The 14264-nt window shown below is 54.7% G+C and carries 12 protein-coding genes; 10 read left to right on the top strand and 2 right to left on the bottom strand.

Annotated elements, in window-relative coordinates; genetic code table 11:
* Positions 1 to 37 precede the first annotated feature (37 nt).
* A complete protein-coding gene (gene emtA, locus KXR87_RS07070; RefSeq protein WP_437431558.1) occupies positions 38 to 649 on the top strand; it encodes a membrane-bound lytic murein transglycosylase EmtA in 612 nt (203 codons plus the stop codon).
* Here emtA and ycgR read toward each other — a convergent pair whose 3' ends face one another.
* Complete coding sequence (ycgR, locus tag KXR87_RS07065; protein WP_437431557.1) at positions 650 to 1381, bottom strand: flagellar brake protein YcgR; 732 nt, start codon at positions 1379 to 1381, stop codon at positions 650 to 652.
* A 210-nt stretch (positions 1382 to 1591) separates the two neighbouring features.
* Here ycgR and KXR87_RS07060 point away from each other — a divergent pair, with 210 nt between their 5' ends.
* Positions 1592 to 1846 carry a GlsB/YeaQ/YmgE family stress response membrane protein gene (locus KXR87_RS07060; protein ID WP_437431556.1) on the top strand — a complete coding sequence of 85 codons (255 nt, stop codon included), beginning with the start codon at positions 1592 to 1594 and terminating at the stop codon, positions 1844 to 1846.
* A gap of 66 nt (positions 1847 to 1912) precedes the next feature.
* Here the strand turns inward: KXR87_RS07060 and KXR87_RS07055 are convergent, their stop codons facing one another.
* Positions 1913 to 3610, bottom strand: coding sequence for an alpha,alpha-trehalase (locus KXR87_RS07055; protein WP_437431555.1), 1698 nt, complete (start codon positions 3608 to 3610; stop codon positions 1913 to 1915).
* 1075 nt (positions 3611 to 4685) lie between these two features.
* Between KXR87_RS07055 and KXR87_RS07050 the strand changes: the two genes are divergently transcribed.
* From KXR87_RS07050 to tssB, 8 genes are all read left to right on the top strand, one after another.
* A complete protein-coding gene (locus KXR87_RS07050; protein WP_437431554.1) occupies positions 4686 to 5180 on the top strand; it encodes an SH3 domain-containing protein in 495 nt (164 codons plus the stop codon).
* 24 nt (positions 5181 to 5204) lie between these two features.
* Entirely contained in the window at positions 5205 to 5711 is a 507-nt protein-coding gene (gene tssJ, locus KXR87_RS07045) for a type VI secretion system lipoprotein TssJ (protein WP_437431553.1), read from the top strand.
* 24 nt (positions 5712 to 5735) lie between these two features.
* Positions 5736 to 7082: a type VI secretion system baseplate subunit TssK gene (tssK, locus tag KXR87_RS07040; protein ID WP_437431552.1), complete on the top strand. Its 1347-nt coding sequence runs from the start codon at positions 5736 to 5738 to the stop codon at positions 7080 to 7082.
* Between the two features lie 11 nt (positions 7083 to 7093).
* Complete coding sequence (locus KXR87_RS07035) at positions 7094 to 8329, top strand: DotU family type VI secretion system protein (protein WP_437431551.1); 1236 nt, start codon at positions 7094 to 7096, stop codon at positions 8327 to 8329.
* Positions 8330 to 8331: 2 nt separating this feature from the next.
* Positions 8332 to 11943, top strand: coding sequence for a type VI secretion system membrane subunit TssM (tssM, locus tag KXR87_RS07030; RefSeq protein WP_437431550.1), 3612 nt, complete (start codon positions 8332 to 8334; stop codon positions 11941 to 11943).
* Positions 11944 to 11959: 16 nt separating this feature from the next.
* Positions 11960 to 12667 (top strand): type VI secretion system-associated protein TagF, encoded by a 708-nt coding sequence (gene tagF, locus KXR87_RS07025; RefSeq protein ID WP_437431549.1) that lies wholly within the window; start codon positions 11960 to 11962, stop codon positions 12665 to 12667.
* Positions 12668 to 12678: 11 nt separating this feature from the next.
* Positions 12679 to 13677 carry a type VI secretion system protein TssA gene (tssA, locus tag KXR87_RS07020; RefSeq protein ID WP_437431548.1) on the top strand — a complete coding sequence of 333 codons (999 nt, stop codon included), beginning with the start codon at positions 12679 to 12681 and terminating at the stop codon, positions 13675 to 13677.
* 62 nt (positions 13678 to 13739) lie between these two features.
* Complete coding sequence (gene tssB, locus KXR87_RS07015; protein WP_437431547.1) at positions 13740 to 14264, top strand: type VI secretion system contractile sheath small subunit; 525 nt, start codon at positions 13740 to 13742, stop codon at positions 14262 to 14264.

The following is a 14264-nucleotide window of genomic DNA, read 5'->3' as shown; positions in this document are numbered from 1 at the left end:
CATCCATAGCGATGTATTCACTCAAGAAGGATAACGTGTGAAATTTAGATGGTTTGCTTTTTTAGTGGTTTTGCTGGCGGGCTGTAGTTCAAAGCACGATTACCGTAATCCGGACTGGGATCCGAAGGTGCCGGTTAAACGGGCCATGCAGTGGCTACCCATCAGTGAAAAAGCAGGGGCCGCCTGGGGCGTCAGTCCACGCTTAATCACCGCGATGATTGCTGTCGAATCGGGGGGGAATCCAACGCTTGTGAGTAAATCAAATGCGGTAGGGCTGATGCAGTTAAAAGCTTCCACCGCCGGGCGTGAAGTCTATCAGCGCATGGGATGGAAAGGGGAACCCACCACCAGTGAGTTAAAAAACCCGGAGCGCAATATTTCTATGGGGGCTGCCTACCTGAGCATTCTGGAGCACGGGCCGCTTGCGGGTATCCGCGATCCGCAGGTGATGCAATACGCGCTGGTGGTCTCCTATGTCAACGGTGCAGGTGCGCTGTTACGCACCTTCTCGTCCGACAGGAAGAAAGCGATTCGTGAAATCAACGACCTGAGCGCGGACGACTTCTTCGACCATATCGTGGAGAACCACCCGGCGCCTCAGGCGCCGCGCTATATCTGGAAAGTACAAAAAGCGATGGATGCGATGTAATTATCGCACCCGGCTGGCGCGTTCGCGCGCCTCGCGCTCCAGTGAGAAAATGATGCGCTGGAGTTCGCGCTCCACGCCAGGGCTTACGTTCAGAAAACGAAAGCTCAGGCGTGGCGTCGTAATCGTCTCGTTCTTGCCGTCCACTACTTTACGCTCACCAATGGAAATCAGCTGGGCGTCAAAATAGAACTGCCCCCAGGACGCCATATCTAACTCTACCTGTGAAAAACGCATGCCAGCCTGTAATCCTTCCGGCAGTGCGCTATCCAGCAGCGCCCCCATACCGCCAAGGGAGAGGTCGAAAAGGCGAAAACGCAGTTCAGACTTGTTTGGCATGACGGCTTTGCAGAAATAGGCCGGATGCAGCGGGGCATTAATGCGGAAATATTCGCGACGCTGAATAAAAAAGAGGGTTTCGGGAAGTGGAGAGATGAAGGCTGGCAGGGACTGCCAGTTGCCGCTTTCGAGTCTGGACAGGGTAAATTCCACTTTTGCCCCCTGCGTTTCGGCAGTGATGGTCACCTTTCCGGCACGCTGTACGGCGGTATTCTCAAACTCCTGGCTCCCAAAGTCCATCACCAGCATTTCCGGCGTAACCTCGAGAATTTTGCTGATGAACTGACCACTCGCCCAGGTAATTCTGACCGGAACATCATTTTTCTGCAGGTCGCGAATCACGCCAAGCACCGCTAAGGGGCTATTTTTCAGGAACTGCTCACTGTACTTACTCACGCCTAAAGGCTCCTTGGTAACTGACAGACCGTATGAATTGTCTATCGGCAATTGCCGAAATTACTTCAGACAAAAGCGAAATTATTTTCACAAAAGTTTCGATTAAGTCCGTGAGAACAAATCAGTTTTCACACTATCACCTATACTTTACGCAGCGCGTCGCCATGGTGGACGGCGCAGCGGTATGACGTTTGAGCAGGAGAAAGCAACATGAGCATCATCGCGTGGATTATTTTTGGACTCATCGCAGGGATTATAGCTAAATTCATTATGCCAGGACGGGATGGTGGTGGCTTTATTCTGACCTGTATTCTTGGGATTGTCGGCGCAGTCGTCGGCGGCTGGCTTGCCACCATGTTTGGTATGGGTGGGGACATCACCGGCTTTGATATCCGTAGCTTCGCCGTTGCCGTCGTCGGTGCGATAGTGGTGCTGGCGGTATTCCGGATGATCCGCAGGGATTAACCTGTTTTCCCCTTTAAACCCGTCTATGAATAAACCCGGCAGAGCATACTCCGCCGGGTTTTGTTTTTACTGCGCGACCTGTTTTGCCGCAGGCGCAGGTGGCGTATCGACCACCGGTTGGGTGGCTGGCAGGCTGTCGCAGGGGTTTTCCTTAGGACAGACTAAATCCAGCATCATAAGGGTGACGCCGTTTGACCAGCCAAAGCCATCCTGGAGGGGATATTCGCCGCCGCCACCGCCGGTGCCGGTGGTGCTGACATCATATTTCTCCACCAGCTTCTTCTCCCGGTCATAGGTGTGCTGAACGTTGGAGAGGAAGCGCCAGGTGACATCCATTGCCAGTTTCTTATGGTTGTAATTCTGAAGCCCGGCGGTAGCAACCCATTGCAGCGGGGCCCAGCCGTTTGGCGCATCCCACTGCTGCCCGCTGTTAACAGTAGTAGTGGCTAATCCGCCCTGCTTCAGCAGGCGCGACTGCGTGGCGCTGGCGACCTTATCAGCGCGGTCTTTGGCGGCCGCGTTGACATAGAGCGGGAAGAGAGCCGCAGCGGTCAACTGATTACGCACTTTTTTGGTTTTCAAATCGTAATCGGCATACCAGCCCTCTTTATCATTCCAGAGATTGGCTTCCATACCCTTCTGGCGGGCGCTGGCAAGCGCTTCAAACTTGCTGGCTTTTGCGCTGTCACCGGCGGCCTGGCTGGCACGGGCTATCATTTTCTCCATCTTGAACATCAGCGCATTAAGGTCGACCGGCACAATGCTGGTGGTACGAATTGTCCCCAGTTGATTGGGATCATCCATCCAGCGGGAGCTGAAGTCCCAGCCAGAAGCAGCCGCTGAGCGCAGATCGCGGTAAATCTCTGTCGCCGGACGATTCGGGTTGTTTTTTGCCGTCGTCACATCATCAAGCCAGGACTCCGGGCGGGGGGTGTCTTTATCATCCCAGTAACGGTTCAGCACTGAACCGTCATCCAGTTTCACCACACGCTTGTTTGCTTGTCCGTTCTGCAGCGTATCAGCGCCGTCCATCCAGTACTGGTACTCTTTTTCCATCTGTGGCAGCCAGGTTTTAAGCACATCGTCCCCACCGTGGCTTGCCAGCAACTCGACCATAAAGGCAAAGAATGGCGGTTGTGAACGGCTCAGATAGTAGCTGCGGTTACCATTGGGAATATGACCCCAGCTGTCGATCTCATAACCGAAGTTGGCCACCATGTCTTCAATTTTGTCCCAGTGGCCGCTTTCAGCCAGCCCCAGCATGGTGAAGTAACTGTCCCAGTAATAAACCTCGCGGAACCGGCCACCCGGCACGACATAAGGTTTAGGCAGGGGGAGTAATGAATCCCACTTGCTGGCATGGTCGGTTGTGCGCGTCAGAACCGTCCACAACCCATCAATATGTTCACGCAGGTTTTCTCCCTCCGGGGGGACGTACTTTTCGCCTGCTTTTGGCAAATCAAAATTGACGTCCACAAAATGGCGCAGGTCAAAGCTGGTCTGGTTCTTCTGCATCCGGTAATCCGCAAGGATCATCAGCGGGTCACTTTTCGGTACAGCGTCGGCAAAGGTTTTCTGATCGGGGAACAACTTGGCACTTTGCACATCACTGAAAAGTGGCCCAAGGAGCACATCCGGCGACGGCTTCGCGTTTTGTGGATCAGCCGCAAAGGCCGAGGGGAGAAATGAGAGCAACGCACCACCCAACGCGATGTGCATTGCAAGATACAGGGTGCGCTGACGGCGCAGATCAGGTCTTGTCATTAACGATTCTCCTTTGCGGGTAAAATGCGGGGCCGCTGTAGCCAACCTAGTGAAAACCTTAGTCGAATATGAGCAGCGTAGCGTGCCGGATGTGGCATTTTGCGTGCTTACAGACAATTTAACCTTGCCCTGCTTACCTGACACGTTGGAGAGCCCCTTTTCCTGGCCCCTGCTGGCCGACAAAGCATGCGCGCGACATCGCACCTACCTTCATCTTTTTTTCTTATGTCGAAGGCGGCAAATATTAAAGCTGAATAATGTCAGCGTAAGAATTTACTCATTAATGAAATAAAAATGATCGATATGATCAATTTCTTTTATTAATAACCGGACGGAATAATTGATACAGGTCAAATTTGCTGAATTGATTCCGTTAATGGTTATTGATGAGCCGTAAGCAGGGCTACATGTTGTCGTGCGGCAAACATAGATTTAAGCGGTGATTAAATAAGGTTTTAACGCGGTGACTTTATTTTCATATGAAAGGGCGGGAATATTCGTAATGAATAACGGGTATATTTAATGGGTTAGATTTTTCCTCTGCTGAATAATCACCTTTGTAATAATACCCCTTATACTATTACGGTTTTGATGCTACTAATATTTAGGGGTATTATCAAAAATATGCCCTTTTAAGATTAATCTTATCTCTATTGGTGTGAAAGATGCTATCCCCATAGGGGTCAAATAAAAATGTTTAAATTCAACCAAGTGGGTGATTTAGTTAAGTGAAAGTAACGCTTGTTTAAGGCAATTCATAAGGGATTGACCTTAAATGAAATTATTTCTTGAGATTTATCTTAATTTACAGAAAAATTGAATATTCATTTTTCAAGTGGTCGGAGATCATATTGAATTGAATTGCTCAATCTGTAAGATTACGCCTCGCCGGATATTAGTGACGTCATGAATAGTGCCTGGTTTGCGCCTGGGTTCGTGCGGTAGCTATGCCCAAAATAAATTAATCCGGGATACAGCAGGAAAATGAACGGGGTGATTTTGAAAGATTCAAATCATTCTTTCCGAAAGGTTCCAGATCGCCACAGTAATATATTTGCAATGGAAAATTACCGTTATGAAAATGCGAAATGTATTAGCGCTGCTTTTTGTCTTTACACTTTCTGCCTGTAAAGCGCCGCCGCCGCCCGCCCCAACGGATGACACCATCGTAACCAGCGAGGTCAACGGCGTCACCCTGACGCACCGGTATGCCATTCAGCCGCCGAAAACGTTCCAGCCGATTAATGAAAATTATCGGGCATTGTACCCCGCATCCTTGATGAGCCAGCCAGACTACGGCGGCAAACTGGTACGCCAGCTGGAAAATGGCAAAACCTATGTTGTACTGGGGCAGGTTGAACACTTCTGGATGGCGCTGGCAGAAGAGGGGCAGGAGGAGCTGATTGGATATGTGCCTATGCGTGCCGTGGTGAAAAGTGAACTGTATGAAGAGACGGTGCGTAAACAGACCCCGCGCCTGAAGCCCCGGCAAAAGCAGACCTGCGTTAACGTCGATGGCAGCAGCAAAGCCTGTAAAAATAAATCTTCAGGCACCTGGATAATCGACTAATTCGTCCTGACAGGTGATGCAAAAATGAACATTACCGGGCAAACACGCCAGATTTTTCTGGCGTTTCTCCTTGCGCTGACCGCCCTGGTCAGCGGTTGTGAATCGACTCCACATAGCGTACCTGGCAATTACACCCTCCGCTTTCAGGCGAACCCGCAGGTAAATGCGTCTGCGCCGCTGAAGGTCAGGGTCCTGCTGTTGAAATCTGACGCCAGCTTCATGTCGGCGGATTTCTGGTCGCTACAAAACAATGCTGACAGTGCCCTCGGGGCAAATGTGCTTAATAGCGATGAATTTTTCCTGATGCCCGGACAGCTCTCTAAGGTGCTGAAAGGCCAGACGCCGCCTGAGGCGCGTTATGTGGGCATCATGGCGGAATATCAGTCGCTTGACGGCAAAAAATGGCGGATCTCGGTCCCCATCCCGGTGCAGGGCGAAACGCCATTTTATGCCTTCTGGACAACGTCAGCGGATTCACTGGAAGCCGACATTGTCCTTGACGCAACCGGTGTTCGTGCCGTTTCACGATAGCGCCAGTCTCAACAGGAAATCAGAATGAACAAGGCAGAAAAGGTCGTATGGACCGAAGGTATGTTTCTGCGCCCTCATCACTTCCAGCGTGCGGAAAGTCATCTAGAACATCACATCCGGGAGTGGGGATCGCTACAGCGTCCCTTTCTTTGGGGATTTCTCGATGTTGAACTCGATGAGGCGATGCTTCGTCAGGGCTGTATCGCACTGAGCTATGCCAGCGGACTGTTACCGGATGGCACGTTTTTTTCGTTCCGCGATGCCCGTAGTGCACCAACGCCACTGTTAATTCCAGACAACCTCAGCAATGCACGTGTGGTACTGGCGTTGCCGGCCCGACGCGGTGGCCGCGACGAAGTTATTTTCAGCGAGGAGAAAGACTCGCTGGCGCGCTATGTCACTTTTGAAACCGAAGTGGATGATGACAATGCGTTATCGGTGGGCCCGGCGGCTCTGCAGTTCGGCCGTCTGCGACTGAAACTGATGCTGGAAAAAGATCTCAGTGCTGAATGGACAGCGATGGGCGTCGTGCAGGTGCTGGAAAAACGCAGCGACAACCATATCCGGCACGACAGCAGCTACATTCCGCCCATGCTTAATGCCACCAATAACCCATTGCTCTACGCGATGATGAACGACCTGCAAAGCCTCCTGACCCAGCGTAGCCAGCAACTTGCCCAACGCCTACGTCAGCCGGGCCGCTTTAACACCTCTGAAATGGTGGAGTTTACGCTTCTGGCGCTGGTCAACCACCATATCGGACTCATTTCTCACCTGAAAACCCTGCCGCTGCTGCACCCCGAAGACCTCTGGCGTGAGTGGCTGGCCTTTGCCACTGAGCTCGCCACCTGGACCTCAGCGCGCGCGCCTCAGGAGATCTTACCGATTTATGATCATGACAATCTCGCCGTCTGTTTTGATGAACTGGTCTTGATGCTGCGACAGGGATTGTCGCTGGTGATGGAAGAACATGCTATCCAGATTCCGCTAACGGAGCGTACCCACGGCCTGAACGTGGCAACGTTACCAAGCACCAGCATGGCGCGAGAGTTTGGCTTCGTGCTGGCGGTAAAAGCCAATGTACCAGGCGAGGTGCTACAGGTTCATTTCCCGGCGCAGATGAAAGTCGCCCCGGTGACCAAAATCCGCGATCTGGTACAGCTGCAACTGCCAGGTATGGTACTGCGTGCGATGTCCGTCGCGCCGCCCCAGATCCCCTGGCACGCCGGGTACAACTATTTCGAGCTGGAAAAGGGCGGAGAGTTGTGGAGCGAAATGGAAAAGTCCGGTGCGTTTGCTCTGCACCTGGCCGGTGAATTCCCGGGGCTGGACATGGAGTTTTGGGCCATCCGGCAACAACGTGATCAATAGCGAGCGCAGACATGCAGGAACAGACGTTCAATGGCAGTGACGCCACCGCAGCCGCGAGTGGTAATAACCCGCTGGTGGTTGCTGCAAACCCGTTGCTGAACGCAATCCCCCAGATTCGCCACTCGGTGTCACATGAGGATCAGGCCGGGTTACGACAGCAGTTGATTGATGAAATTCGCCGTTTCGAAGTGCGCTGCCAACAGTCCGGCCTGGCCTATGAGGTGATTGTGGGTGCCCGCTACTGTTTATGCACAGCGCTGGATGAAGCGGCGGCGCTGACCCCCTGGGGAAGCCGTGGTGTCTGGTCCGGAAGTGGTCTTCTGGTCACCTTTCATAACGAAACCTGGGGCGGCGAAAAATTCTTTCAGCTACTGGCTCGACTGTCACAAAACCCGCGCGAACATGTGGTTCTGCTGGAGTTAATTAATTACTGCCTGTTACTCGGCTTCGAAGGACGTTACCGGGTCATGGATAACGGGCGTACCCAACTGGACACCATCAAACAGCGCCTCTGGCAGATGATCCGGGGCGTGCGCGGGAGTTACCCGCCACCGCTCTCACCGCATCCTGAAGACCGGCCTGTTCTGCGCAAACTCTGGCGTCCGGTTATCCCTCTCTGGGCCTGCGTGGCGCTGGCGGGTTTTATCGCCTGCTTATTCTTCATTGGCCTTAACTGGCGTCTGGGCGATGGCACCAATCCGGTACTGGCGAAGATTTATCAGACTACGCTACCGGAAGCCGCCATCGCACAACCGGCACCCGCCTTGCCACCGGTGCTTAACCTGCGTGCCTTCCTCAAACCGGAAATCGATGCAGGACTGGTTGCGGTGCGGGATGGTGCGGACAGAAGCGTAGTGACGTTAAAAGGCGATGGTCTGTTTGCCTCCGGCTCCACGGTGGCGCGTGACTCTTACGAGCCGGTGATAGCCCGTGTGGCGCAGGCGATGAATAACGTCAGCGGAAAAATTCTGGTCGTTGGTTACAGCGACAACGTGCCTATTCGCAGCGCACGCTTTGCCTCCAATTATGAACTGTCCCTTGAGCGTGCCCGCTCGGTGCAGTCGCTTCTGGAAAAACAGCTAAGCCAGCCGGGGCGGGTTAAAGCCGAAGGGCGAGGGGAGATGAACCCCATCGCGCCGAATAACTCGGCAGAAAATCGCGCCCGCAACCGCCGGGTGGAGGTGACGCTACTGGTCTCCCCGGAAAATACGGCCGCTGAACTGAACGGACTGCCACAAGGAAACTAAGGATGATGAGTCTGCTTTCTATTCTGACTAACCGCATATTGTGGGGTTTTCTTGGCATGACGGCGCTGGCAGCCGTGGTCTGGATGATTGGCCCGCTGTTATCGGTAGTTGACTCCCGCCCGCTGGAGTCTGAGCAAAACCGCATTATTACTATCGCAGTAATGTACTTCATCTGGATGCAAAGCCACATTGTGCCGCGTCTGTACAACGCCTGGCTCAATCGCAAACTGATGGACAACCTGAAAAGTGATAATGCGGCCGCAACGCCAGGCGACAGCAAGCGTCTGAGCAATGAAGACCAGATCCTGACCGACAGGTTTGAGGAAGCTTCGCAAATCCTCAAAAAAGCGCATTTTAATCAGCCAGGACAGCGTGGTACTGCGTGGACACAGCGCTTTAGCACCCAGTACCTCTATCAACTGCCGTGGTATGTGATGATTGGTGCTCCGGGTGCCGGGAAAACCACTGCGCTGGTAAATTCCGGGCTGCAATTTCCGCTGGCGGATAAGTTCGGCAAGACGGCACTACGTGGGATTGGCGGCACGCGTAACTGCGACTGGTGGTTTACCAACGAAGCCGTACTGCTGGATACCGCCGGGCGCTACAGTACGCAGCAAAGTGAACAGGCTCAGGACGCCAGCGAGTGGCTGAAATTTCTCGGCCTGCTGCAAAAATACCGTCGCCGACAGCCCATCAATGGCGTCATCGTCACCGTCAGCGTGGCAGATTTGCTGACGCAGTCGCCGGAAGCCTCCCGCGAACAGGCGCAAAATCTGCGCCAGCGCCTGAGCGAGCTTCATGAGCAGTTGGGTATTCGTTTTCCGGTCTATGTACTGGTGACCAAAGCCGATCTCCTTAAAGGGTTTCGTGCCTATTTCGCCGGGTTTGACAAGGCCCAGCGCGATCAGATTTGGGGCTTCACGTTTCCGTGGGAAGAGGGGAAACAGGCCGGGTTCGATCTTCACGGACGGTTCAGTCAGGAATATTCACTGCTGCAACAGCGTCTGGATGCCGCACTGCCGGACATTCTGTTAAAAGAGAGCGATGCCGAAGCGCGGGCGGAGTGTTATCTCTTCCCGCAGGAGTTCGCGGCCCTGCGTCCTTTACTGGCTGACTACCTGCAAACCCTGTTTGCCCGCTCAAACTTTGAAACCGAATTTTCTCCCCGCGGTATTTATCTTGCCAGCGGTACGCAGGAAGGGTTGCCGTTTGACAGGGTGATGGGGGAACTTGCCCGTTCACTGTCGCTGCCCAGAGGGGAAGGTGCTGAGAGCTGGGATACGGTTAGCAAAGAAGAGCCGGTGCCTGGCAATAAAGGTCAGAGTTTCTTTATCAAAAACCTGCTGCAGAACGTCATTTTCCAGGAGGCGGGGATTGCCGGGCAAAACCGCTGGTGGGAGATGCGCAACAGGGCGGTGATGTGGGCAGGCTATGCGGCATTGCTGGCCCTGCTTGTCGTAATCGGCGGGCTGTGGCTTACCAGCTATAACAACAACCAGGACTATCTTGCGGAAGTGGATGCCAAAGTGCCGGGTATCAGTGAGCAGGTAAAAGCCCTGCGAGCCCGGACGCAGGGCGATCTTTTTGCGCTGCTCCCCCTGCTCGACAGCCTGAGCGAACTGCCGCAAAGCGAAGCCTTTGATGTAAACGATCCTCCGTTAACCCGTCGCATGGGGCTCTACCGTGGTCACGACGTGGCGGATGCCTCGCAAACGCTGTACCAGAAAGCGCTCGATCAGCTACTGCTGCCGGATGTCGCAACCCGTATCACCCAGTGGTTACGCAGCGATAACGGACAGGACGCAGAGTACAGCTACGAAGCGCTGAAGGCTTATCAGATGTTGTATCAGCCGAAACATTACGACGGTAAATTCCTTCATGCATGGGTCATGCTCAACCTGGAGCGTAACCTGCCGGCGACGATGACAAAGGCTCAGCTTCGCCGTATGGCGTGGCACCTGACGCAGCTGCTGGAGCCACAAATTCAATCCTCGCCCTATGCCAAAGATGAGGCGTTGATTGCCAGGGAGCAGGCACTGATTAACCAGCAACCCCTGGCAACCCGCGTCTATGGTCGCCTTAAACGCCTGCTCGCGGCCGATGAAAATCTCAAACCGGTCTCGCTGGCAAGTCTGGGCGGGCCGCAAAGTGAACTGGTTTTCTCACGAAAAAGCGGGACTTCGCTCAACGAGGGCGTGCCGGGGCTCTTCACCCCGGACGGTTACTGGAAGCATGTTGATCCGCAAATTGGTCCGGTCACTAAAGCGCTGCATGATGATGACATGTGGGTATTGGGCAGCTCACAGGCGCAGATCTCGCAGGAAACCGATATGGCGGTGCGCCAGCTCTACGCCCGCGACTTTATTACGCAGTGGGACCATTTCTTAAGCGACATTCAGCTTAATAACAGCGCCAACCTGACGCAGCGAATCAACACCGCGCGCCTGCTCTCCGGCAACGCCTCACCGTTACGCCAGTTGGTAGTTAATCTGAGTAAAGTGTTAACCCTGACGCGTGATTTACCGCAGGAAGGCGAGAAAAAAGCCACCGAAACCAGCTCTACCAGTCGTACCCTGGATGTCCTTTTCGGGCATCGCGATTCTGCTGACAATGTGCCGGTGGCGGCGACAAATGCATCACCGGAGCAGCGGGTCACCGACTATTACGCCCCGGTTATTGCGCTGGCTGAGCCGCTGGAAAAGGGGGGCAAGGCACTGGTGATTGATGATTTTCTCAAACAGGTGGATGAGCTTTATCGATACCTGACCGCGGTACAGGATGCCGCTAACAGCGGAATGCCACCGCCAGGCGGCGAGGCGATAAGCCGTCTGCAGGCCAGCGCAGGCCGTCTGCCCGGCGGATTGCAGTCGATGTTCAGCAACATGGCCGTTGGTGCAAGCAGTGATACCCAGCGTAGGGAGCTCGATAACGTACGAAAGCGCATTAGCGTCGAAGTGGGCAGTTTTTGCCGTCAGGCGATCGCCGGACGTTACCCGCTGGTACGCAATGCAAGCGCCGAAGTCACCCCCGACGATCTGGCCCGCATGTTTGCTCCTGGCAGCGGCCTGATGGACAGCTTCTTTCGTGACAACCTGACCAATAAAGTGGATACCACCCAGTCACCCTGGCGCTTTACGCCGGGCATCGATGGGAAAACCCTGCCGGGCAGTGAGGGGTTACTGGCCCCGTTCCAGCAGGCACAGTCCATTCGGGATGCGTTTTTTGCCAACGGCAGCACGACCCCCTCTTTTCGTACCACCGTGCGCACCGTACAAATGGACAACGCCATCCTCAACTTAACGCTTGACGTTGACGGACAGATCCTCCGTTACAGCCACGGTCCGCAGGCGGTACAGGTGATCAACTGGCCAGGCCCTGGTGGCACCAATCAGGTGCGTATGCAACTGGGACTGACCAATGGCACCACCTCGACGCTGGTCAGTAACGGTGCCTGGGCGCTGAACCGTTTTGTCGATAAGGCGCGGGTAAGTGCCGGCAGCAGCGGTCTTGCGCGCCAGGCCACTTTTAACGTCGACGGGCATCAGGTCACGCTGGAGTTTATTCCCGGCAGCATTCGTAACCCGTTTCAGCTTCCCCGTTTCGCGTGTCCCTAACAGCAAGGAAAGCCGAATGACAACATCTTCATTATTAAGCTGGTACGGAAAACTACCCAGTGCCGGCGATTTTCTCCAGCGACGTTTCCCGGACGCCCTGCAACGTCAGTGGTCGCACTGGTTTCAGCTGGGCCTGCTGAACTGGCAGAAAGAGGCTGACAGTACCCCGGAGCGCAAGTTCGGAAGTGCGCCAGTCTGGAACTTCGTGGTACCGCCAATGTTAGGCGGCCAGCAGGTGCAGATGGGCTGCTTACTGCCGGGACGCGACAGCGTCGGGCGACAGTATCCGGTCTGCGCCTTGCTGGCAATAAACCCTCAGGAGTGGTCACCCCGCCAGCTGAGTCTCTCTGGCGACTGGTATCAGCAACTGGGGCGCACCCTTCTGCATGGCGTTAAAAACAGCTATTCACCTGAACAACTGGATCAGGCGTTACTGTCGATAGCCACGCCGCAGACGGGGGAAGTGGAAAACCGTTCCGACATTCTGGATGTCCTCGGTTACGACGGCGACGCAGAATCCACCCTCGGCTGGCAGCAGGCTGCCGACTGTTTTGACCCGCAGCGACAGACCAGCTTCTGGTGGACCAACCGCTGTGACGGGTATCCGCTCTATACCCACGTGCACAGCGGAAACTTCACCGGACAGCTGTTCACGTTGCTGTTTGACCCGGCAGGCGGGGCGCGACCGGGCCGACACGGACTTTATCCGCCGATGTTTGAATAAGGGAGCAGACCATGACCATTGAAACTTTACTTGCTCCAGTTAACCCAGAGCAGCCCTGCGGCGAGAACCTGGAGTATGACGCCGAGTTCCAGGCACTGGAGCAGGCAAGCCAGGGAAAAGCCGAGCAACAATTTGGCGACACGATTATTCCGGCCGAACCTGCGGACTGGAACCGGGTGGAAAAACTGGCGACGGCGCTCCTTTCCCGCACTAAAGATCTGCGGGTAATGGTCGCCTTAACCCATGCCTGGACCCGTCGTCAGGGGCTGGAAGGGTATGCCAACGGCTTGTCGCTGATTGAACAGGCGCTGGAGATCTACTGGGAAGCACTGTGGCCCGCCCTCACCGAAAACGGTGAGTATGATCCTTTTTACCGCATCAACGCGCTGGCAAGCATCGGTGACAAATCGGCCCTGACGACCACGCTGCGCCAGTGTGTGCTGCTGCGCAGCAACGGCGATGAGATAAGCGTGCGCGATGCGCAGGCGTTACTGGATGGCAGCAAAACGGAGTGTGCTGGTTTTCCCGGCGGCCGCGCCCGGCTGGTGGATGAACTGGCCCGCACCGGCGAGGGTGACAACAGTATTATGCGGCGCATCCACCTGAGCCTTATTGCCCTTCGCGATGGACTGGTAGACAAACTGAGTGAGAGCGGCGCGCCGGAAATGGATCAGTTGATAAGAACGACAGCCCTCATCACCAGCGTCTCCACCGCACCTCTGGATGAGGCACCTGTCACGCCAGCGGATGCTGCTCCTGAAGCCGCACTGGTCACCCCGCAGCCCGCGCGCAGCGACTGGCGAAGCACGGAGATAACCAGCCGGGCCGATGCACAACTGATGCTCGAAAAAGTAAAACTCTACTTTACCCGGCACGAACCCAGCCACCCGGCGCCGCTCATGATCGATCGCGTACAGCGGCTCATTGAACAGGATTTTATGGCGATCATTCGCGACCTCGCCCCGGATGGCGTCCAGCAACTGGAAAACATTTTTGGGCGTCACTCATAACCTTTGACAACAGGGTGAAATCATCCCGATAGCGTCACCGCGCACCTTCGACGGAGAACATCATGGCAAGAAGTAACAGTGGGCAAAAATTTATCGCGCGTAACCGCGCGCCACGCGTACAAATTGAGTATGACGTGGAAGTATACGGCGCGGAGCGCAAAATCCAGCTTCCCTTTGTGATGGGAGTAATGGCTGACCTCGTGGGGAAACCGCTCGAAAACCTTCCCTCTATTGAAGAGCGCAAATTCCATGAGATAAATATTGATAACTTCGACGAGCGAATGAAAGCCCTCAAACCCCGCGTGGCGTTTCAGGTCGATAATACGCTCACCGGCGAAGGGAAGATGAGCGTCGACCTGACGTTCGACAGCATGGAAGATTTCCTGCCGGATGCGATCGCCCGCAAGGTTGAACCCTTGAACGCACTGCTGGAGGCGCGCACGCAACTCTCCAATTTGCTGACTTACATGGACGGCAAAAACGGTGCTGAGGAGCTGATTGCCAACATCCTCAAAGATCCGACGCTGCTCAAATCGTTAAGCCAGTTGCCAGACAACCACGACAGCGCGCAAGGGAAAGAGGAGTAA

It is taken from the genome of Yokenella regensburgei, assembly GCF_051486985.1.
Taxonomy (GTDB): Bacteria; Pseudomonadota; Gammaproteobacteria; order Enterobacterales; family Enterobacteriaceae; genus CBFFRJ01.
Note: the sequence above shows the minus strand (reverse complement) of the source record. Positions and strands in the feature narration are given on the sequence as shown.

What these genes read in the sequence shown, in the direction of transcription:
- KXR87_RS07060 (WP_437431556.1), top strand. Translation starts at nt 1,592, where the DNA reads ATGAGCATCATCGCGTGGATTATTTTTGGACTCATCGCAGGGATTATA.
- KXR87_RS07055 (WP_437431555.1), bottom strand. Translation starts at nt 3,610, where the DNA reads ATGACAAGACCTGATCTGCGCCGTCAGCGCACCCTGTATCTTGCAATG.
- KXR87_RS07050 (WP_437431554.1), top strand. Translation starts at nt 4,686, where the DNA reads ATGAAAATGCGAAATGTATTAGCGCTGCTTTTTGTCTTTACACTTTCT.
- tssJ (WP_437431553.1), top strand. Translation starts at nt 5,205, where the DNA reads ATGAACATTACCGGGCAAACACGCCAGATTTTTCTGGCGTTTCTCCTT.
- tssK (WP_437431552.1), top strand. Translation starts at nt 5,736, where the DNA reads ATGAACAAGGCAGAAAAGGTCGTATGGACCGAAGGTATGTTTCTGCGC.
- KXR87_RS07035 (WP_437431551.1), top strand. Translation starts at nt 7,094, where the DNA reads ATGCAGGAACAGACGTTCAATGGCAGTGACGCCACCGCAGCCGCGAGT.
- tssM (WP_437431550.1), top strand. Translation starts at nt 8,332, where the DNA reads ATGATGAGTCTGCTTTCTATTCTGACTAACCGCATATTGTGGGGTTTT.
- tagF (WP_437431549.1), top strand. Translation starts at nt 11,960, where the DNA reads ATGACAACATCTTCATTATTAAGCTGGTACGGAAAACTACCCAGTGCC.
- tssA (WP_437431548.1), top strand. Translation starts at nt 12,679, where the DNA reads ATGACCATTGAAACTTTACTTGCTCCAGTTAACCCAGAGCAGCCCTGC.
- tssB (WP_437431547.1), top strand. Translation starts at nt 13,740, where the DNA reads ATGGCAAGAAGTAACAGTGGGCAAAAATTTATCGCGCGTAACCGCGCG.